Genomic DNA, 19,774 nt, shown 5'->3' on the forward strand with positions numbered 1-19,774 from the left:
GGAGCGGGGATTGGCGGTGCGCAGGTTGGTGAGATCCTGGGTCCGCATCGGTCATGCGGACCCAAGTAATACGTGGTGCCGGTTACAGATCCAGATTGAATTCGGTGAAGGTGGCGCCTTCAGCTTGTTCCGGCTCTGGCAGCTTTGGTTCCGGGGCCTTTTTCGAGGCTGGAGTGTGATTGTTGATCAGCCAGTACAAATTGCTTGGCGAATCCGCGTGAGCCAGCGCTTCTTCCTGCGTGATGAGGCCGTCTTCGATCAACTGCATCAGCGCCTGCTCGAAAGTTTGCGATCCGGGGGCCAGGCTTTTCTCCATCGCCTCCTTGATCTGACTGATTTTGTCTTCTTCAATCAGTTCGGAAACGTGGCGCGTATTGAGCATGATCTCGACCGCCGGGGTGCGCTCGCCGTTGACCGTGGTCACCAGCCGCTGCGAGACGATGGCGGCCAAGGTGGAGGCCAGATCTTCCAGCAGCGCCGGACGATTTTCAAGCGGGTAAAAGCTGATCACGCGATTCAGCGCGCGGTAGGTATTGTTGGCGTGCAGCGTTGATACCACCAGATGACCGGATTGAGCGTAGGCGAGGGCGGCGGACATGGTTGCCTTGTCGCGGATTTCGCCGATCAGGATGCAATCCGGAGCTTGCCGCAACGCGTTCTTGAGCGCGCCGTCGAGATCGTCGGTATCGGTGCCGATCTCGCGCTGATTGACGATCGAACGGTGATTCTGGAACAGGAATTCGATCGGATCTTCCAGCGTCAGGATGTGGCCGGCCTGGGCCTTGTTGCGATGGTTCAGCATCGACGCGATGGTGGTCGATTTGCCGGAACCGGTGGAGCCGACCACCAACAGCAAGCCGCGTTTGCGTCCAATCAGTTCGATCAATGCCGGCGGCAGCCTGAGCGTTTCGAAAGCCGGAATTTCGATCGGGATATAACGGATCACGGCAGAGATATTGCCGCGCTGGCGGAACGCCGACAGCCGGAAGCTGCCGATGCCGGCAATCGGCAAGCCGATGTTCAGTTCGTTATTGCGATCCAGCTCCTGCAGCCGTTCGCTCGGCACGACTTCCTGCAGCAGCATCTGGATGGTGTTGGTATCCATGTTTTGCTGGTTGACCGGAATCATCCGGCCGCCGATCTTCAGGTGAATCGGCGAGCCGGGCGCCAGGAACATGTCGGATGCTTTTTTATCCCGCATCAGGTGAAACAAACGATCCATTGCCATCAAATAGTCCTTAGTACGGGAAGAGTCATTTTGTTGAAGGAGGGGGAAGTCGCCGCGGTGCGGTGTCTTTTAAACTCTGCTCCGCAATACTTTTCATTGCGATTGAAACGTCTTATCTGATCAGTTGGGGACAGAGTAATTCGTCGCGCTTCGGCGACTCTTAAACTCTGTCCCGCAAATAGTCAAATAGTCAGTTAGGCTTCACGCAGCAGTTCGTTGATTCCGGTCTTGGCACGCGTTTTGGCGTCGACCCGTTTCACGATCACGGCGCAATACAGGCTGTATTTGCCGTCGGCGGAAGGCAGGCTGCCCGATACCACGACCGAACCGGCAGGCACCCGGCCATAGGTGACTTCGCCGGTGGCGCGGTCATAGATCTTGGTCGACTGGCCGATGTACACGCCCATCGAAATAACCGAGTTTTCTTCAACGATGACGCCTTCGACGATTTCCGAGCGGGCGCCGATGAAGCAGTTGTCTTCGATGATGGTCGGGTTGGCTTGCATCGGTTCCAGTACGCCGCCGATGCCGACGCCGCCGGACAGGTGAACGTTCTTGCCGATTTGTGCGCAAGAGCCGACTGTCGCCCAGGTGTCGACCATCGAACCTTCATCGACGTAAGCGCCGATGTTGACGTAGGACGGCATCAGCACCACGTTCTTGCCGATGAAGCTGCCGTGCCGGGCAACTGCCGGTGGCACCACGCGGAAGCCGCCTTTGGCGAAATCTTCGGCGGTGTAATTGGCGAACTTGGTCGGCACCTTGTCGTAAAACTGCATGTTGTCGCCGGCCGGCATCGGCAGGTTGTCTTCCAGCCGGAACGACAGCAGCACGGCTTTCTTGACCCATTGATTGACGACCCAGTTGCCGTCTGTTTTTTGCGCTACGCGCAAGGTGCCTTGATTCAGTTCGGCGATGACTTTGGCGACCGCTTCGCGGACATCGGCTGGTGCGGTCTTGGGGGCAAAGTCGGCGCGCTGTTCCCAGGCCTGGTCGATAAATTCTTGCAGAGATTGCGTCATGATGTGTCGATTCAAAAAATAAGATTAAAAAAGCAAAAGCGTCATTCATGACGATCAGGGCAGTGGCGCTGCATCGTCATGGTGAAAGATGAATAGGCTCTTATAGGCCGCGGCAAAACTCAACTATTCGATGTGCGGCTTCCAGGCATTCATCCACCTCGGCGACTAGCGCCATGCGTATCCGCTGCTGGCCCGGATTGCTGCCATGCGCATCGCGCGCTAAATAGCTGCCGGGCAATACGGTGACATTATATTCGGCATACAGGCGCTTGGCGAAGTCGATATCCGAGATCGATGCCAGTTTGTCCACCTTGGCCCACAGATAGAAACCGGCATCCGGCAACGCAACGTCCAGCACCTGCTGCAGCACCGGCGTCACTTGTGCGAATTTGGCGATGTATTTTGCGCGGTTTTCGACCACGTGCGTCTCATCGTTCCAGGCGGCGATTGATGCCGCTTGCACCGGTGGGCTCATGGCGCCGCCGTGATAGGTGCGGTACAACAGGAATTTTTTCAGGATGGCGGCGTCGCCGGCGACAAAGCCGGAGCGCATGCCCGGCACGTTGGAGCGCTTCGACAGGCTGGAAAAGGCGATCAGGCGTGGATAGCCATCGCGTCCCAGCTTGTGGGCCGCCTCCAGCCCTCCCAGCGGCGCTTCGCTCTTGAAGTAGATCTCGGAATAACATTCGTCGGCGGCAATCACGAAACCATGACGATCCGATAACGCGAACAATTCTTTCCAGTCGTCCAGCGACAGCACTGCACCGGTCGGATTTCCCGGCGAGCAGACATACAGCAATTTGACTCTCGGCCAGATATCCGCCGGCACGCTGCGGTAGGCGGGGGCAAAGTTGCGCTCGGGATCCGAGTTGACAAAATACGGGTTGGCGCCCGCCAGGTAAGCCGCGCCTTCATAGATTTGATAGAAGGGATTGGGGCACATCACCAGCGCATCGGACTGGGCTGGATCGACTATCGTTTGCGCCAAGGCAAATAGCGCTTCGCGCGAACCGTTGACCGGCAGGATCTGGCTGGCCGGATTCAGCGGCGGCAAGTTGTAGCGCCGCTCCAGCCAGCCAGCAATAGCGGCCCGTAGCGGCTCCGTACCGATGGTGCTGGGGTAGCTGGCCAGGCCGTTCAGGTTGTCGGCCAGCGCGTGCTGGATAAAGGCTGGAGTAGGGTGTTTGGGCTCGCCGATGCCGAGACTGATCGGCGTGTATGCCGGATTCGGCGTGACGTCGGAAAACAACGCCCGCAGTTTTTCAAATGGATACGGTTGCAACCGGTCTAGTAAGGGATTCACGTGGGTAATTAATGGCAGATGAATAACAGCAGATGAGGTGAGGTCGAATGCGAAGATTTTTGCTGTTTGCATTATATACAGAAGTAAGGCCGGCCCGGCTGGAATGCGTGCCGGGAACTGTTGCCGGAGCGTCGCTATTCAGATCGTATGAGCCTGGGGCTGAATGTTATGATGTCGCCCTCCAGCGAGGTTTTTTCTCGTTTTTCATGTAGTTAAGTTTGGCGGCTGTATCGGCGCCGACTTTGATAAAAAAACTGACGATAACGTGCGTTTAACTTCCATTAAATTATCGGGATTCAAGTCGTTCGTCGATCCCACCAATTTTCAGGTGCCTGGCCAGCTGGTCGGCGTCGTGGGTCCCAATGGTTGCGGCAAGTCCAACATCATCGACGCCGTGCGCTGGGTCCTGGGCGAATCCAAGGCTTCCGAGTTGCGCGGCGAGTCGATGCAGGACGTCATTTTCAACGGCTCCAGCTTCCGCAAGCCGGCCGGCCGCTCGTCGGTGGAACTGGTGTTCGATAACTCCGCGGGCAAGGCTGCCGGGCAGTGGGGGCAATACGCCGAAATCGCCGTCAAGCGCACGCTGACGCGCGACGGTACGTCGACTTATTACATCAATAACCAGGCGGTGCGCCGGCGCGACATCCAGGATATTTTCCTGGGCACCGGGCTCGGCCCGCGCGCCTACGCGATCATCGGCCAGGGCATGATTTCGCGGATCATTGAAGCCCGTCCCGAAGAGTTGCGGATTTTCCTGGAAGAGGCTGCCGGCGTATCGAAATACAAGGAGCGCCGCCGCGAAACCGAAAACCGCCTGAACGACACGCGCGAAAACCTGGTGCGGGTGGAAGACATCCTGCGCGAACTGAACAGCAACCTGGAAAAGCTGCAGAGCCAGGCGGCGGTCGCCAAGAAGTTTCACGAGATGCAAGCCGACCAGGACGAAAAGCAAAAGCTGCTGTGGCTGTTGCGCAAGAACGAAGCGCAGGCGGAGCAGGAGAAATTTTTCCGCGAAATCGAAAAAGCGCAAACCGATCTGGAAGAACAGACCGCCAAGCTGCGGCATGTCGAAACCGAACTCGAACATATGCGCCAGGCGCATTACGCGGCCGGCGACCGCATGCATCAGGCGCAAGGGCATCTTTACCAGACTAACTCGGAAATCGGCAGCCTGGAAGCGCAAATCAAGTTTGTGATCGAATCGCGCAACCGTCTGCAATCGCAACTGAACTCACTGACCGCGCAGCGCGATCAATGGCAGCGCCAGGGCACGCAGCATCAGGACGATTTGATGGAAGCGGAGATCCATCTGGAAGAATTGGCGGCACGGGTCGAACAATCGCAGGAGGCGTCGCAGCAGCAGAGCGATCGGCTGCCGGCATTGGAACAAAGCTGGCGCGAAGCGCAATTGAAAAGCACCGAGTCGCGCGCCAAGATCATGCAGATCCAGCAGCAGATCGAACTGGAATCGACGCACCAGCGCAACGCTTCAAACATACTGAATGGATTGACCGGCCGCCGCGAGCGTCTGTCGCAAGAAAAGAATGGCCTGAACCTGCCGGATAACGCGCATCTGACCAATCTCAGAATGCAGCTGGAAGAAAAGCAGGCCGGACTGGAAGAAGTCTGCATGCAGCTGGAAGAGGTGCAGGAGCAGCAACCACGACTGGAAGAAGAACGCCGCAGCGCGCAGCAACAAGTCAACAGCGAAACCGCCAGCAATGCGCAGCTGGAAGCGCGCCTGACGGCCCTCAAGCAATTGCAGGAAAGCGTGCAGTCCGAAGGCAAAGTACAGCCCTGGCTGCAAAAACATGAACTGGCCGGCTTGCCGCGTCTGTGGCAAAAGCTGCATATCGCCCAGGGCTGGGAGACGGCGCTGGAATCGGTATTGCGCGAGCGTACTTCGGCGCTCGAAATGTCCAATCTGGATTGGGCCAAGGCCTTCTTCAACGATGCGCCGCCGGCCAAGCTGGCATTGTTTACCCCGAACGCTATCGCTCCGGCCAGCGGCAATGGCGCTGCTGCCGGCCTTAAACCATTCCTTAATTTATTGCAGCTGAATGATCCCGGCTTGCGCGCGCTGATGCAGGACTGGCTGCACAACGTCTACGCTGCCGACGACACTGTCAGCGCGTTTGCCGAGCGCAGCAAACTGCCGCTAGGCGCCTGCTTCGTCACCCGTCAGGGACACGTGATCAGCAACAGCAGCGTGCGCTTTTATGCCTCGGATTCGGAGCAGGACGGCATGCTGGCGCGGCAGCAGGAAATCGAAAACATCACCAAGCAGTTGCGCGCCCAGCAAATGCTGGCCGACGAAGCGCGCTCGCGCTCGGTGCGCGCCGAAGCGGCATTGTCGCAGGCGACCCAGCGCTTGCAGGAGCTGCGCCAGCGCCACAATGGCTTGACCCAGGCAGTGCATGGCTTGCAAATCGACGTGATGAAATTGTCCGAGCTGCAGGAACGCTTTAATCAACGCAGTTCGCAGATTTCCTCCGATCTGGCCGAAATTGCGGCGCAGGAAGGCGAGCAGCAACAAATCAAGATGGAGTCGGAAGCCAAGTTCGAGCAACTCGACGCCGAGTTGGCCGATCTGCAGGAACAGCATGAAGACGGTCAAACCGACTATCTGAATAAAGAGCAGCAACTGAACGATGGCCGTCAGCGCTTGCGCGAGATGGAGCGGGCTGCGCAGGAAGCCGGGTTTGCCGAAAAGTCGCATCGCAACAAGATCGACGAATTGAAGCGCAGCATCGCCACCGCGCTGGAGCAGGCATTGCAATTGTTTGCCAGCATGCAGCAGGGCCATCAGGAGTTGGAAAGCCTGGATGATCAGGCGGCGCAAGCCGGTTTGCAGGATTTGCTGGACAAGCGCGCCGGCCAGGAACGCGCGCTGGCGGACAGCCGCCACGAGCTGGATCAAGTCTCGCAAAACCTGCGGCAGCATGAAGAGACCCGGATGCAAGCCGAGCGCAGCCTGCAGCCGCAGCGCGATCGCATCATGGAACTGCAACTGAAAGAACAGGCCGCGCGCTTGAACCAGGAACAGTTCGCGCAGCAATTGCTGGATGCGCAAGCCGACGAGGCTGCGCTGGGCGAGAAGCTGACTGCCGACTTGCGGCCATCTTATTTGCAAGGCGAAGTGACCCGCCTCAACAACGCGATTGCGGCGCTGGGCGCGGTCAATCTGGCGGCGCTCGATGAGCTGGCGCAAGCATCAGAGCGCAAGAATTTCCTGGATGCGCAAAATGCCGACCTGACCGAAGCGATCAATACGCTGCAAGATGCGATTCACAAGATCGACAAGGAAACCCGCGAGCTGTTGCAAGACACTTTCGACCAGGTCAATCTGCATTTCGCCGAACTATTCCCTATCTTGTTCGGCGGCGGTCAGGCCAAACTGATCATGACCGGCGACGAGATTCTCGATTCCGGGGTGCAAGTGATGGCGCAGCCGCCGGGCAAGAAAAACGCGACGATTCACCTGTTGTCGGGCGGCGAAAAAGCGTTGACCGCAACCGCACTGGTGTTTTCGATGTTCCAGTTGAATCCGGCGCCGTTCTGCTTGCTGGACGAAGTGGACGCGCCGCTGGACGACGCCAATACCGAGCGCTTTTGCAATATGGTCAAACGGATGTCGGCCCACACACAGTTCCTGTTCATTTCGCATAACAAGATCGCGATGGAAATGGCGCAGCAATTGATCGGCGTGACGATGCAGGAGCAGGGCGTATCGCGGATCGTTGCAGTCGATATGGAAGCGGCCAGAAGTTTTGCGGCGGAGCCGGTGGCGGCGTAGTGTTGCGGCGTTTGACCGGGCGGATAACTTTTTAGGAACGAAAAAGCTTATTTTTTGGTCGTACAGCAATATTTTGTCATAATTTGTTGCAAAAGCTTATGCCGCAATATTATTTCAGTAAGATTGCTTCTTTAAAATAATGTGCACTTTTGCACGCTGGATTCGATGCATGACCAATCCACAATTTAAATCGTTTTTGAGCGTGAATCCCGGCCGTACGGTGCCGGGACCATTCGCTATTAAGGCCTCGGCAGCATGAAAGACCTCTATACAAGCCTGTTTATCATTGGCGGCGCGTTTCTCGTCAGCGTCGTTTTTTATAACAAATGGCAGGAATACAAGGCCAAGAAAAGCGTCGAACGCGCTTTTTCAGGCTCGCACGACGATGTGCTGATGACGCCGGGCAAAGACAGCGGCGAGCCGCCGGCGCGCCATGAGCCGATGTTGTTTGCGACCGACGAAGAAACCTTGTCGGCCGCCGATTTGCCGCACGATGACATCGAGCAAACCGCGGAACAGCAAGCACTGGAGCCGCAAATGGGCAGCGCCGCACCGAATCCGGAGCACGCCCCGGAGCATGGCGCAACGCCGCCCGCCGCACCGCAGAAAGACTTGCCGGTCGATGCCTTGATCGATTGCGCGATTCCGCTGCCGCTGGAAGCGCCGGTGCGCGGCGACAAGGCGCTGGTGGCATTGCAAACCTTGCGTCACGTCGGCAACAAGCCGATTCGTTTTATCGGCCAGGATGCCAATGGCGAGTGGCAACCGGTAGCGCATGGCGGCGTATACACGACCTTGCTGGCAGGCGTACAACTGGCCAACCGCAGCAATCCGCTAAACGAAATCGAGTATTCCGAGCTGGTCATGCGCTTGCGCCAGATTGCCGATGACCTGGGCGCCGAACCGGAAGTGCCGGACATGCCGGAAGTCATGCAGACCGCGCGTGCGCTGCATCAATTCGTGATCGAGCACGATGCCCAACTGGGCGTCAATATTCAGTCGAGCGGTGCGCCGTGGGCCATCAGCACGCTGCTGGCGGCGTTGAGCCGGCAGGGTTTCGATGCCCGTCCCGAAGGCCGCATGGTGATGTCGGACGGCGAGGGCGGCGTATTGTTTTCGCTCTCCACCAATGCCACTGCGATGGCTGAAACCACCGGCCGCCTGACCTTGCTGCTGGATGTGCCGCGAGTGTCGCCGGCGCGCGACGGCTATGCGGCAATGGTGGCTTGCGCCCGTTCGCTGGCGGCGCGCTTGGGCGGGATCGTGGTGGACGATAGCAATCAACCGCTGGCGGACCAGCAATTGGCGGACATCGCCGGTCAGGTTGATGCCTTTTACCGCGAAATGGATGCCGCCGAGATTCCAGCCGGCTCAACCCGGGCTTTGCGTTTGTTCAGTTAATTATGTCTTCCAGTTTATTTGATGCCGGTAGCACCGGGAGCGGTCCCGATGCTGCCGATTGGCGCGTGCGCGCCGCATGGTTGAGCGCGGAATTGAATCGCCATAACCATGCTTATTACGTACTTGATAACCCTTCCATTCCAGATGCCGAATACGATCGTTTATTCCGCGAATTGCAGGCGCTGGAGCAAACCCATCCCGAGTTGAATACGCCGGACTCGCCAACCCAGCGGGTCGGTGCCGCGCCGCTGCCGCAATTCGATCAGGTCAGGCATTCGATACCGATGCTGTCGCTTGGCAATGGCTTTGATGACAGCGATATCGTCGAGTTCGACCGCCGCGTCCGGGAGGGCCTGGATACCCATGCCGATACCGAGATCGAATACGCCACCGAGTTGAAGTTCGACGGCCTGGCGATCAACTTGCGCTACGAGGACGGGGTGCTGGTGCAAGCCGCCACGCGCGGCGACGGCACTACAGGCGAGAACGTGACCAGCAACATCCGTACCGTGCGCGCGATCCCGTTGCGGCTGCATGCCGAGCGGCCACCCAAGGTGCTCGATGTGCGCGGCGAAGTGTTGATGTATAAAGCCGATTTTGCCAAGCTCAACGAGCGTCAGCGCGATGCCGAGCTGAAGGAGTTCGCCAATCCGCGCAATGCCGCGGCAGGCAGTCTGCGGCAGCTGGATTCGCGGATCACCGCGCAGCGTACCTTGCGCTTTTTCGCCTACGGCATCGGGGCGCTGGATGGCGCCGAGATGCCGCCTTCGCACTCGGCCTTGCTGGACTGGTTTAGCCAACTCGGCCTGCCGGTCTGCAAGGAGCGCGCTACGGTCAAAGGCGCTGCCGGCTTGCTGGAATTCTTCCGCGAGATCGGCGGCAAGCGTGCGCAACTGCCGTATGAAATCGATGGCGTGGTCTACAAGGTGAACCGCCTGGTGCAGCAGCAGACGCTGGGCTTTGTGTCGCGCGCGCCGCGTTTTGCGCTGGCGCACAAATTCCCGGCGGAAGAGGCCACCACCCAGGTATTGGGCATCGAAGTCCAGGTTGGCCGCACCGGCGCCATCACGCCGGTGGCGCGGCTGGCGCCGGTATTTGTCGGCGGCGTCACGGTCACCAATGCCACCTTGCACAATGAAGACGAGGTGCGCCGCAAGGATATCCAGATCGGCGACACGGTCATCGTGCGGCGTGCCGGCGATGTGATTCCCGAGGTGGTGGCCTATGTCCCGGAGCAGCGCCCGGCCACCGCACAACCGTTCGCGATGCCGACCGAGTGCCCGATTTGCGGCTCGCCCATCGTCAAGCTGGAAGACGAGGCGATTGCCCGCTGTTCCGGCGGTTGGGTCAAATGCGCGGCGCAGCGCAAGGGCGGATTGCAGCATTTTGCGTCACGCCGGGCGATGGATATCGAGGGGCTCGGCGATCAATTGATCGAGCAATTGGTCGATCGCCACATCATTGCCACCGCAGCCGATTTATACAAGCTGGGCGTGCTGAAGCTGGCGGCACTGGACCGGATGGCCGATAAGTCGGCGCAAAACGTCGTGGCGGCGCTGGAAAAATCCAAATCGACCACCTTGGGCCGCTTCATTTACGCGCTCGGCATTCGGCATGTCGGTGAAGCCACCGCCAAGGAACTGGCAAGTCATTTCGGTACGCTGGATGCATTGCTGCAGGCCAGCGAGGAGCAATTGCTGGAGGTCGCCGATATCGGACCGGTGGTAGCGCGCTCGTTGCTGGCCTTCTTTGCCGACCCGCTCAACCTGGAACTGCTTGAGCAGTTGCGGGCGGCCGGCGTGCACTGGCCGGAGAATTCGCCGGCAGCCGGCAAGTCGACATTTTTGTCGGGAAAGACCTTCGTGCTGACCGGGACCCTGCCCACCCTGACGCGGGATGAGGCTGCCGCAATGATTGATGCCGCAGGCGGTAAAGTGGCAGGTTCAGTGTCCAAAAAAACCAGTTATGTGGTCGCAGGTGCCGAAGCCGGCAGCAAGCTGACCAAAGCGGAAGAGTTGAACATCCCGATTCTGGATGAAAACGGACTGCGTCATCTATTAGAAAGTGAACATGAATAAAATCACCAAAGCCGTCTTTCCCGTTGCTGGTCTGGGCAGCCGCTTTTTGCCGGCGACCAAGGCGCAACCTAAAGAAATGCTGCCTATCGTCGACAAGCCGCTGATCCAGTACGCGGTGGAAGAAGCGGTCGCCGCCGGCATCACCGACATGGTGTTCATCACCGGCCGCAACAAGCGCGCCATCGAAGACCATTTCGACAAAGCTTACGAGCTGGAGGCCGAACTGGAAGCCGCCGGCAAGGACAGATTGCTGGATCTGGTCCAGAACGTGATCCCGAAGAACATCAATTGCATCTTCATCCGCCAATCGGCGCCGCTGGGCCTGGGGCACGCAGTTTTGTGCGCGCGGCCGGTGGTCGGCGACGAGCCGTTCGCGGTCTTGCTAGCGGACGATTTCATGGATGTCGATACCGGTCAGAAACCGGTGTTGGCGCAAATGACCGACATCTTCGCCGCCGAAGGCAGCAGTTTGCTGGCGGTGCAGGATGTGCCGCGCGCCGACACCAAGCAATACGGGATCGTCAGCATCAATCCCTATAAAACCAATCTGGAAGCGGTCAACAGCATCGTCGAAAAACCGCAGCCGGACGTCGCACCGTCCACCCTTGCGGTAGTGGGGCGCTACGTATTGACCAACAAGATTTTTGCCTGCCTGGAAGGTTTGGGCAAAGGCGCCGGCGGCGAAATTCAATTGACCGACGGTATTGCCGCATTGATGCAAACTGAAAAAGTCCTGGCCTATCGCTACGCCGGTCAGCGCTACGATTGCGGCTCCAAGCTGGGTTATTTGAAAGCAACGGTGGCGATGGGGCTCAAACACCCGGAAACCGGCGAGGGGCTGGCCGGCTACCTGGAACAATTGAAATGACACTGCCATGACAGTTCGTCAAATCCTGAAAATGGGCGACCCGCGTCTGCTGCTGCAGGCTGAGCCGGTCGCCGCCTTCGGCACGCCGGAATTGGAAGCATTGATTGCCGACATGTTCGACACCATGTATGCGGCCAATGGCGCCGGCCTGGCGGCGCCGCAGATCGGCGTCAATCTGCAACTGGTGATTTTCGGTTTCAAGGACAACGTCCGTTATCCGGAGGCGCCGCCGGTGCCGGAAACGGTGTTGATCAACCCGACCCTGAAACCTTTGTCGGATGAAGTCGAAGAGGGCTGGGAAGGGTGCCTGTCAGTGCCCGGCTTGCGCGGCGTGGTGCCGCGCTGGAGCAAGTTGCATTACGAAGGTTTCGATCCGCGCGGGCAACGGATCAGCCGCGATGTCGACGGTTTTCATGCACGCGTGGTGCAGCATGAATGCGATCATCTGCACGGGATTCTTTATCCGATGCGGATCAAGGATTTTTCGCGGTTTGGGTTTACTGAGGTGTTGTTTCCGGAGCTTGATCCGGGGCATGAAGACTAATTAATTGTGGGACAGAGTTTAAGAGTCGCCGCAGCGCGACGAATTACTCTGTCCCCAACTGACTAGAAAAGAAGTTTCAAACACCTAAAAGCGATCGCAAAACTGGGTTTAAAGCCTGATGCCCCATAGACATCTGTTATTCCGCCAATCGCTTCGCAATATGCTCCAGCGCTTCTTCCACCTGATCCACCAGAATCAAGCATAAATCCCCCGGCGACAGATGCGACAACGCAGTGTCGATCGCCAGGAATTCGCCGTTGATTTCTTCCGTCGCCGTGGTGCGGCGCGCATTCTTCAGGCCCTGGCGCAGCAGGCCGAGCACTTCGCCGTCGGCGCGTCCGCGCTGGCATTGATCCTGATACAGAATCACTTCGTCGAAAGCGTCGCCCAGGATTTCAGTCTGATGGCGAATGTCGATGTCGCGCCGATCGCCGGCGCCGCTGATGACGACCGAGCGGCGTTTGGCCGGCATGGTATCGATCGCCTTCACCAGCGCCAGGATCGCATCCGGGTTGTGGCCGTAGTCGGCAATCAGCGTCGCGCCACGGTAGTCGAAGACGTTGAAGCGGCCGGGCGCGGTGGCGGCGTCATTGACGAAGCCGGCAAGCCCGGCGCGGATCAGATCCCAATCGAGATTCAAGGCCCAGGCAGCGGCGATGGCAGCCATCGCATTCTCAACCTGGAAGCCGATCGTGCCGTTGCGGGTGAGCGGAATGTCCTTCAACGCCAGCCGATGTTCCTGCTTGCCCTGGGCGGCGACAATCGCTGCGCCGTCCTGGTACACCACGCGATGACCCTGGGCGCGGTGGGTGGTCATCAATGGATGATGGTGATCGTGGGCGAAGAACGTGACTGAGCCGGGGCTGGACTTGGCCATGCTGGCGACCATCGGGTCGGCGGCATTCAACACCGCATGACCGCTGGGAGCGACGTTTTCAACGATGACGCGCTTGACCACGGCCAGGTCGTCGACCGTGCTGATATAGCTCAGGCCGAGGTGGTCGCCCATGCCGATATTGGTGACGACGGCGACGTCGCAGCGGTCGAATCCAAGTCCTTCGCGCAATATGCCGCCGCGCGCGGTTTCAAACACGGCAGCATCGACGTCAGGATGCATCAGCACGTTGCGGGCGCTGCGCGGGCCGCTGCAATCGCCAGTGTCGATGCGCTGCTGTTCGATGTAGACGCCATCCGAATTGGTCATGCCGACCCGCAGGCCCTTGCGGCCGAGCAGGTGGGCGATCAGGCGCACGGTGGTGGTCTTGCCGTTGGTGCCGGCCACCGCTACCAGCGGAATGCGGCCATTGTCGCCATCGGTAAACATGGTCGATATGATCGCTTCGCCAACCGCGCGGCCCTTGCCGTAGGACGGGCTGATATGCATGCGCAAGCCGGGCGCGGCATTGACTTCGACCACGCCGCCTTCCTGTTCTTCCAGCGCCTGATGGACGTTGTTGCAAACCACGTCGACGCCGCAGATATCGAGCCCGACCATTTGCGCGGCAGCGACTGCGCACGCCGCCAGATCGGGATGGACATCGTCGGTGACATCGGTCGCGGTGCCGCCGGTGCTGAGGTTGGCGTTGTTGCGCAGTATCACGCGCACGCCTTGTTGCGGAATTGAATCGGCGTTGTAATTCTGTTTGGCCAGGGTCGCCATAGCGATCGCATCGAACCGTATCTTGGTCAGCGAGGTCGCGTGGCCTTCGCCGCGCAATGGGTCGCTGTTAACCTGGTCGACCAGCTGGCGGATGGTGTGCAAGCCGTCGCCGATGACTTGCGGCGGATCGCGGCGGGCGGCCGCAACCAGGTGCTTGCCAACCACCAGCAGGCGGTAGTCGTGACCGGGCAGATAACGCTCGACAATCACTTCCGAGCAGATTTGGGATGCGACTTCAAACGCCGCCAGGACTTGTTCGCGGGCGGTGATGTTGACTGCCACACCTTTGCCCTGGTTGCCGTCGCGCGGCTTGAGCACCACCGGGCTGCCGATTTCCTGGGCTGCGGCCCAGGCTTCCTCTGCATCCGATACCACCCGTCCTTGCGGCACCGGGACGCCGGCTGCATTCAGCAATTTCTTGGTCAGTTCCTTGTCTTGCGCAATCGACTCGGCAATCGCGCTGGTGTGATTGGTCTCGGCCGCTTGAATCCGGCGTTGCCGGCTACCCCAGCCGAATTGCACCATGCTGCCGCCGGTCAGGCGGCGGAACGGAATGCCGCGCACAACGGCGGCATGCACGATGGAACCGGTGCTGGGCCCCAGCCGGATGTCTTCATCCAGCTCTTGCAGGCGCGCCAAGGAGCCGGCCAGATCGAAAGGGGTATCGGTCACCGCAGCGCGGCACAGAGCTTGCGCCAGCTCAAACGCAAGCTTGCCGACTTCCTCTTCGGTATATTCGACGATGACTTGATAGACGCCCGACTCGACGGTCGGCACGGTACGGCTGAAGGTAACTGGGCAACCAGCCTCCGACTGCAATCCGAGCGCGGCGATTTCAAGCGCATGCGCCATCGAAACAACGCCGTCTTTCTCGTTTGATTCCAAAAAGCCGATTTGCGGAAAACGTTCACGTAAGCGGGCTTCAAAGCCGGTCATGGTAGCGATCGATAGCTCGGTATCGGCGCAGGACACAATAGCTTCAATAGAGGTGTGTCGGCTCCACAGATTGGGGCCGCGCAATACTCGAATACGTGATACGTCCATCAACAGGCTTCTTTCTTATAACTTACAAAATAAAACCAATTGCGGGGCAGAGTTTAAGAGCCACCGCAGCGTGGCGAATTACTCTGTCCCCCAACCGATCAAATATGAGCTACTTCATTTCAAAGGTCTCAACCCCGGCAAGAATCAAATCAAGCGAAATCTCAAGCGCCCAAGCCGCAGCCACTGCCGCCAATACATTTTCAATCTGGAATGCCTGACGAGTGCGTGAAATGAGTGGAACGGTCGCGCTATCGGCCAGGAGAATTTCATTTTTTCCGCTAGCCAGCACGATCTGATCCTTGCGAATGAAGACGGCACGCTGGCCGTGCGCCAGATGCTCGGCAATCACCGGCAGGGCAGGGTCGATGCCAAAGAAAATCACGTCGCCGTCGCACAGCGATGCCAGCGGCGCGACCAGCGGGTCGGCTGCGTTGAGCACCGCGACGCCGGTCGGCAGCACCACGTCCACCTGGGTCCGGGTCACCTTGCTCATTTGCTCGGCATCTTCGATGTAATACTGCGGCAGGCTATCGTCGGCTGCGAGATTGGTCACCACGCCGACCTGGCAGCGATCGTAGACCAGGCCTTCGGACAAGATGGCGCTATGGCTGTTTTCAAAAACCGCGGCTTCGACTGCGCGGTTGATCAGCACGCGCTGGGCGGATGCCCAATTGGCGCGATCTCCCTTTTCGACTTTGCGTTGCGCGAAATAGAGACCGTCGCCGCACGCCAGGCCAACGTGCTTGCCGCTCAGGTGCAGCATCCAGCCGATCAGGCGTGCGACCGTGGTTTTGCCGCGGGTGCCGGTGACGCCGACAATCGGGATGCGGCCATTTTCTGCGTTCGGGAACAGGTGTTCGATGATCGCTTTGCCGACCGGGCGCGGCGCGCCTTCTGCCGGCTTCAGATGCATCAACAGTCCGGGGCCGGCGTTGACTTCGACAATCGCTCCGCGTTGTTCGTCGAGCGGGCGCGAGATATCCTCGGCCACCAGGTCGACCCCTGCGATATCCAGTCCGACCACGCGCGCGGCGAGCGAGGCGGCTGCAGCAACGCTTGGATGGACCTGGTCGGTGACGTCGATGGCGACATTGCCGTTGCGTTGGATCAGTACCCGTTTGCCTTGCTCTGGAATGGAGGCTGCGGTGTAGCCCTGGCGTTGCAGCTCCAGCTCGGTGGTCGGTTCATTTTCGATGACAACCGGGTTGAGCGGGCATTCTTCCAGTTCGCCGCGGCGCGGATCGCTATTCAGTTGCGTGTCGACCAGTTGCAGGATGGTCGAGCGGCCGTCGCCGACCACCGATACCGGTTCGCCGCGGGCTGCTGCTGCCAGTTTTCCGCCGACGATCAGCAGGCGATGTTCGTTGCCCGGGATGAAGCGTTCGACGATCACGCTGCTGCCTTCGGCCAAGGCCAAGGCGTAGGCGGTTTCGATCTCGGTGCGCGTGCTCAGGTCGATAAACACGCCGCGGCCGTGGTTGGCGTCGGTTGGTTTGATGACGACCGGCAGGCCGATATCTTGTGCGGCTTCCCAGGCTTCCTCGGCGCTTTCGACCAGCTGTCCTTCCGGCACCGGCACGCCGCAAGCTTGCAGCAAGCCTTTGGTCAGATCCTTGTCGCGCGAGATGCTTTCGGCGATGGCGCTGGTTTGGTCGGTTTCGGCAGTCCAGATGCGGCGCTGGCGGATGCCGTGGCCCAATTGCACCAGGTTGCCTTCGGTTAAACGGAACGACGGTATGCGGCGCTCGTCCGCTGCGGCGACGATGCAGGCGGTGCTGGGGCCGAGGCAGTGCGAATCGACCATTTCATGCAGTGTTTCGATGGCGGCGGCGACGTCGAACGGCTTATCTTCAATCGCCGCCATCACCAGATCGCGGGCGGCGTGCAGGGCGGCGCGGGTGACTTGCTCATGCCGTGCCCGTACTGCTACTTTGTAGACGCCGCGCACCGATGTTTCGCGCGCTTTGCCGAATCCGCCCGGCATTCCGGCCAGGTTTTGCAATTCAAGCGTGACGTGTTCGAGAATGTGGCCGGGCCAGGTGCCGTCCTGTAGCCGCTGCACAAAACCACCGCGCTCGCCGTAGCTGCAGCGGTGCTCGATCAGGGATGGCAGCCAGTTGGTCAGGCGTTCGTTAAAGCCGGGAATGGTGTTGGAGGGGCAATCTTCCAGTTCTCCAATGTCGATCCAGGCTTCAAGTGTGGACCGATATGTCCATATATTGGGCCCACGCAACGACATGATTCGGAGAATTTCAATGTTTTTCATGAATGAGCAATGAGGCTATAAAGCGTAGGCCGGAAAGTGTGGGCCCTGGAATTACTTGTAACGCGTGAAGCGCGGATTGGTTTACAAATAATGGGCAAAACGTGAAAAATATAGTGTCGAATGGTAACGTTTTGCAAAAGCCCGATAGGATATAATATTTGCGGCAGACGATGTGCTTCATTATAGCGATTGCACGCAAAATTCCATCCTGTCCGCTTCAGTACACCCCAGTGGACACACCATGCCGTTCAAATGAAAAGCGAACCTTTAATCCCCATTTCTACCAGCAGTAATTATTTGTCCGATATTCTTCGTTCCGAAATACAGCCGCGCCTTGCGCCGACAGAAGAAATCATCGCCTCGCTAGAGCTTGACCTCGACGCGTCGCTTCATTTTACGCGCGGTTTGGTGATTGTTACCAATTGTCGACTGATGGCGAAGATGCCCGGCGATAGCAGCTGGCGGGACTGGCCGTATCGCCAGGGTCTGGTGCTGCGGCACCACGATCACGCCGGCGTCGGCAGCCTGGAGTTGCATGACGATACGCAGCGGCTGGCCTGCTGGCGCTATACGCTGGGCCTCAACATCGTCGCTTTGCGCCTGATCAAGCAATTCGAGCAGCAGCTGGAGGATCATCTGTCGGGCCAAGCCGCGCGCCGTCAGGAGCAAGCCGCTTGTCCGGAGTGCAAGGCAGTGTTGCCGCCGGGCCAGGACGAATGCGTGATTTGCCCTGAAAAAGTGAACGCGCCGTCGTCGACCTGGGCTTTGTTCCGTCTGGCACGCTTTGCCAAGCCATATACGGGGATGTTGATCGTCGGCTTTTTGCTGATGCTGATTTCCACGGCGGCCACGCTGGTGCCGCCCTATCTGATGAAGCCGTTGATGGATAACGTGCTGATCCCTTACCAGAACGGCAAACCGATCGACACCGGCTTGGTCAAGCTCTACCTGTCCGGCCTGCTGGCTTCCGCGCTGGTCGCCTGGAGCCTTGGCTGGGCCCGCACCTATATCCTGGCGCTGGTCAGCGAACGGATCGGCGCCAATCTGCGCACCACGACTTACGAGCACCTGCTGCGCTTGTCGCAAGAATATTTCGGCGGCAAGCGTACCGGCGATCTGATGGCGCGGATCGGCTCCGAGAGCGACCGCATCTGCGTTTTCCTGTCGCTGCATTTGCTCGATTTCGCGATCGACGTGCTGATGATCATCATGACCGCGGCCATCCTGTTTTCGATCAATCCCTGGCTGGCGCTGGTGACCTTGCTGCCGTTGCCGTTCATTGCCTGGATGATTCACACGGTGCGGGACAGGCTGCGGCATGGCTTTGAAAAAATCGATCGCATCTGGGCCGAAGTGACCAATGTACTGGCCGATACGATTCCCGGTATTCGTGTGGTGAAAGCTTTCGCTCAGGAGAAGCGCGAAGCGACCCGTTTCAAGGACGCCAATCAGCACAATCTGCTGGTGAACGACCGCGTCAATAAAATCTGGTCGCTGTTTTCGCCGACGGTGACTTTATTGACTGAAATGGGATTGCTGGTGGTGTGGATATTTGGTATCTGGCAAGTATCGAAAAACCAGATCACGGTTGGCGTGCTGGCCGCGTTCCTGGCTTACATCAGCCGCTTCTATACCCGGCTCGATTCGATGAGCCGGATTGTTTCTGTGACGCAAAAAGCCGCGGTCGGCGCCAAGCGTATCTTCGAGATACTGGATCATGTGTCCAGCGTTCCCGAGCCAGCCAATCCGGTGCATCTGGAGCAGGTGAAGGGGGCGATTACCTTGAACGATGTCGGCTTCCGTTACGGCAATCGCGCCGTGATGCGCGGCGTCAGCTTGTCGATTGCACCGGGTGAAATGATCGGCCTGGTGGGGCATAGCGGTTCCGGCAAGAGCACCCTGGTCAACCTGATCTGCCGTTTTTACGATGTCTCGGAAGGTGCGATCCGGATTGACGGCGTCGATATCCGCTCGCTGCCGATCTCTGAATACCGGCGCAATATCGGCCTGGTGTTGCAAGAACCGTTTCTGTTTTTCGGCACGATTGCCGAGAATATCTGTTACGGCAAGCCGGGCGCCACGCGAGAGGAAATCGTCGCCGCCGCGCGCGCTGCACATGCCCACGAATTCATTCTGCGTCTGCCGCAAGGCTACGACTCGCTGGTCGGCGAGCGCGGTCAGGCGCTGTCGGGCGGCGAACGCCAGCGGATTTCAATTGCGCGGGCGCTGCTGATCGATCCGCGCATCCTGATCATGGACGAAGCAACGTCGTCGGTTGATACCACGACCGAAAAAGAAATCCAGAAAGCGCTCGACAATCTGGTCCAGGGCCGTACCACGATTGCGATCGCGCACCGGCTGTCAACCTTGCGCAAGGCGGACCGCCTGGTGGTGATGGATCGCGGCCAGATAGTCGAGGTCGGCAATCACGACGAATTGATGCTGCGCGAAGGCGCGTACTACCGTCTGTATCAGGCGCAATTGCGCAATGTCGATAACGAGCCGCAGTTGTCGGATGAGGGCGGCGAGGACGAAGAGAATGACGAAAATGTTGCATGAAGCGG

General features: G+C 59.1%; 11 protein-coding genes. 6 read left to right on the plus strand and 5 right to left on the minus strand.

Features of this window, described 5'->3' with window-relative positions:
* Window positions 1-82: 82 nt before the first annotated feature.
* The 3 genes from ACFPM8_RS14625 to dapC form a co-directional block, all read right to left on the minus strand.
* Window positions 83-1,228 carry a PilT/PilU family type 4a pilus ATPase gene (locus ACFPM8_RS14625; RefSeq protein WP_378998290.1) on the minus strand — a complete coding sequence of 382 codons (1,146 nt, stop codon included), beginning with the start codon at window positions 1,226-1,228 and terminating at the stop codon, window positions 83-85.
* Window positions 1,229-1,422: 194 nt separating this feature from the next.
* Window positions 1,423-2,250, minus strand: coding sequence for a 2,3,4,5-tetrahydropyridine-2,6-dicarboxylate N-succinyltransferase (gene dapD, locus ACFPM8_RS14630; RefSeq protein WP_378998291.1), 828 nt, complete (start codon window positions 2,248-2,250; stop codon window positions 1,423-1,425).
* A gap of 100 nt (window positions 2,251-2,350) precedes the next feature.
* A complete protein-coding gene (gene dapC, locus ACFPM8_RS14635; protein WP_378998680.1) occupies window positions 2,351-3,553 on the minus strand; it encodes a succinyldiaminopimelate transaminase in 1,203 nt (400 codons plus the stop codon).
* Between the two features lie 265 nt (window positions 3,554-3,818).
* Between dapC and smc the strand changes: the two genes are divergently transcribed.
* From smc to def, 5 genes are all read left to right on the plus strand, one after another.
* On the plus strand, window positions 3,819-7,349 hold the full coding sequence (gene smc / locus ACFPM8_RS14640) for a chromosome segregation protein SMC (RefSeq protein ID WP_378998292.1): 3,531 nt from the start codon (window positions 3,819-3,821) through the stop codon (window positions 7,347-7,349).
* A 255-nt stretch (window positions 7,350-7,604) separates the two neighbouring features.
* Window positions 7,605-8,750, plus strand: coding sequence for a cell division protein ZipA C-terminal FtsZ-binding domain-containing protein (locus tag ACFPM8_RS14645; RefSeq protein WP_378998293.1), 1,146 nt, complete (start codon window positions 7,605-7,607; stop codon window positions 8,748-8,750).
* Between the two features lie 2 nt (window positions 8,751-8,752).
* Window positions 8,753-10,828 (plus strand): NAD-dependent DNA ligase LigA, encoded by a 2,076-nt coding sequence (gene ligA / locus ACFPM8_RS14650; RefSeq protein ID WP_378998294.1) that lies wholly within the window; start codon window positions 8,753-8,755, stop codon window positions 10,826-10,828.
* Entirely contained in the window at window positions 10,821-11,696 is an 876-nt protein-coding gene (gene galU, locus ACFPM8_RS14655) for a UTP--glucose-1-phosphate uridylyltransferase GalU (RefSeq protein WP_378998295.1), read from the plus strand. Before ligA ends, galU begins: the two co-directional genes overlap by 8 nt.
* 7 nt (window positions 11,697-11,703) lie before the next feature.
* A complete protein-coding gene (def, locus tag ACFPM8_RS14660) occupies window positions 11,704-12,240 on the plus strand; it encodes a peptide deformylase (RefSeq protein ID WP_378998296.1) in 537 nt (178 codons plus the stop codon).
* Window positions 12,241-12,376: 136 nt separating this feature from the next.
* Here def and cphA read toward each other — a convergent pair whose 3' ends face one another.
* Both cphA and ACFPM8_RS14670 read right to left on the minus strand, forming a co-directional pair.
* Window positions 12,377-14,944, minus strand: coding sequence for a cyanophycin synthetase (gene cphA / locus ACFPM8_RS14665; protein WP_378998297.1), 2,568 nt, complete (start codon window positions 14,942-14,944; stop codon window positions 12,377-12,379).
* Between the two features lie 109 nt (window positions 14,945-15,053).
* Window positions 15,054-17,210, minus strand: coding sequence for a cyanophycin synthetase (locus ACFPM8_RS14670; protein WP_378998298.1), 2,157 nt, complete (start codon window positions 17,208-17,210; stop codon window positions 15,054-15,056).
* Window positions 17,211-17,462: 252 nt separating this feature from the next.
* Here ACFPM8_RS14670 and ACFPM8_RS14675 point away from each other — a divergent pair, with 252 nt between their 5' ends.
* A complete protein-coding gene (locus ACFPM8_RS14675) occupies window positions 17,463-19,769 on the plus strand; it encodes a cyanophycin metabolism-associated ABC transporter (RefSeq protein ID WP_378998299.1) in 2,307 nt (768 codons plus the stop codon).
* Window positions 19,770-19,774: the final 5 nt, after the last annotated feature.

Origin of the sequence: Paraherbaspirillum soli, assembly GCF_042654985.1 — a bacterium.
GTDB classification, from domain to species: Bacteria; Pseudomonadota; Gammaproteobacteria; order Burkholderiales; family Burkholderiaceae_D; genus Paraherbaspirillum; species Paraherbaspirillum soli.

Coding starts and splice junctions, on each gene's coding strand:
- ACFPM8_RS14625 (WP_378998290.1), bottom strand. CDS start 1,228: ATGGCAATGGATCGTTTGTTTCACCTGATGCGGGATAAAAAAGCATCC.
- dapD (WP_378998291.1), bottom strand. CDS start 2,250: ATGACGCAATCTCTGCAAGAATTTATCGACCAGGCCTGGGAACAGCGC.
- ACFPM8_RS14645 (WP_378998293.1), top strand. CDS start 7,605: ATGAAAGACCTCTATACAAGCCTGTTTATCATTGGCGGCGCGTTTCTC.
- ligA (WP_378998294.1), top strand. CDS start 8,753: ATGTCTTCCAGTTTATTTGATGCCGGTAGCACCGGGAGCGGTCCCGAT.
- galU (WP_378998295.1), top strand. CDS start 10,821: ATGAATAAAATCACCAAAGCCGTCTTTCCCGTTGCTGGTCTGGGCAGC.
- def (WP_378998296.1), top strand. CDS start 11,704: ATGACAGTTCGTCAAATCCTGAAAATGGGCGACCCGCGTCTGCTGCTG.
- cphA (WP_378998297.1), bottom strand. CDS start 14,944: ATGGACGTATCACGTATTCGAGTATTGCGCGGCCCCAATCTGTGGAGC.
- ACFPM8_RS14670 (WP_378998298.1), bottom strand. CDS start 17,210: ATGAAAAACATTGAAATTCTCCGAATCATGTCGTTGCGTGGGCCCAAT.
- ACFPM8_RS14675 (WP_378998299.1), top strand. CDS start 17,463: ATGAAAAGCGAACCTTTAATCCCCATTTCTACCAGCAGTAATTATTTG.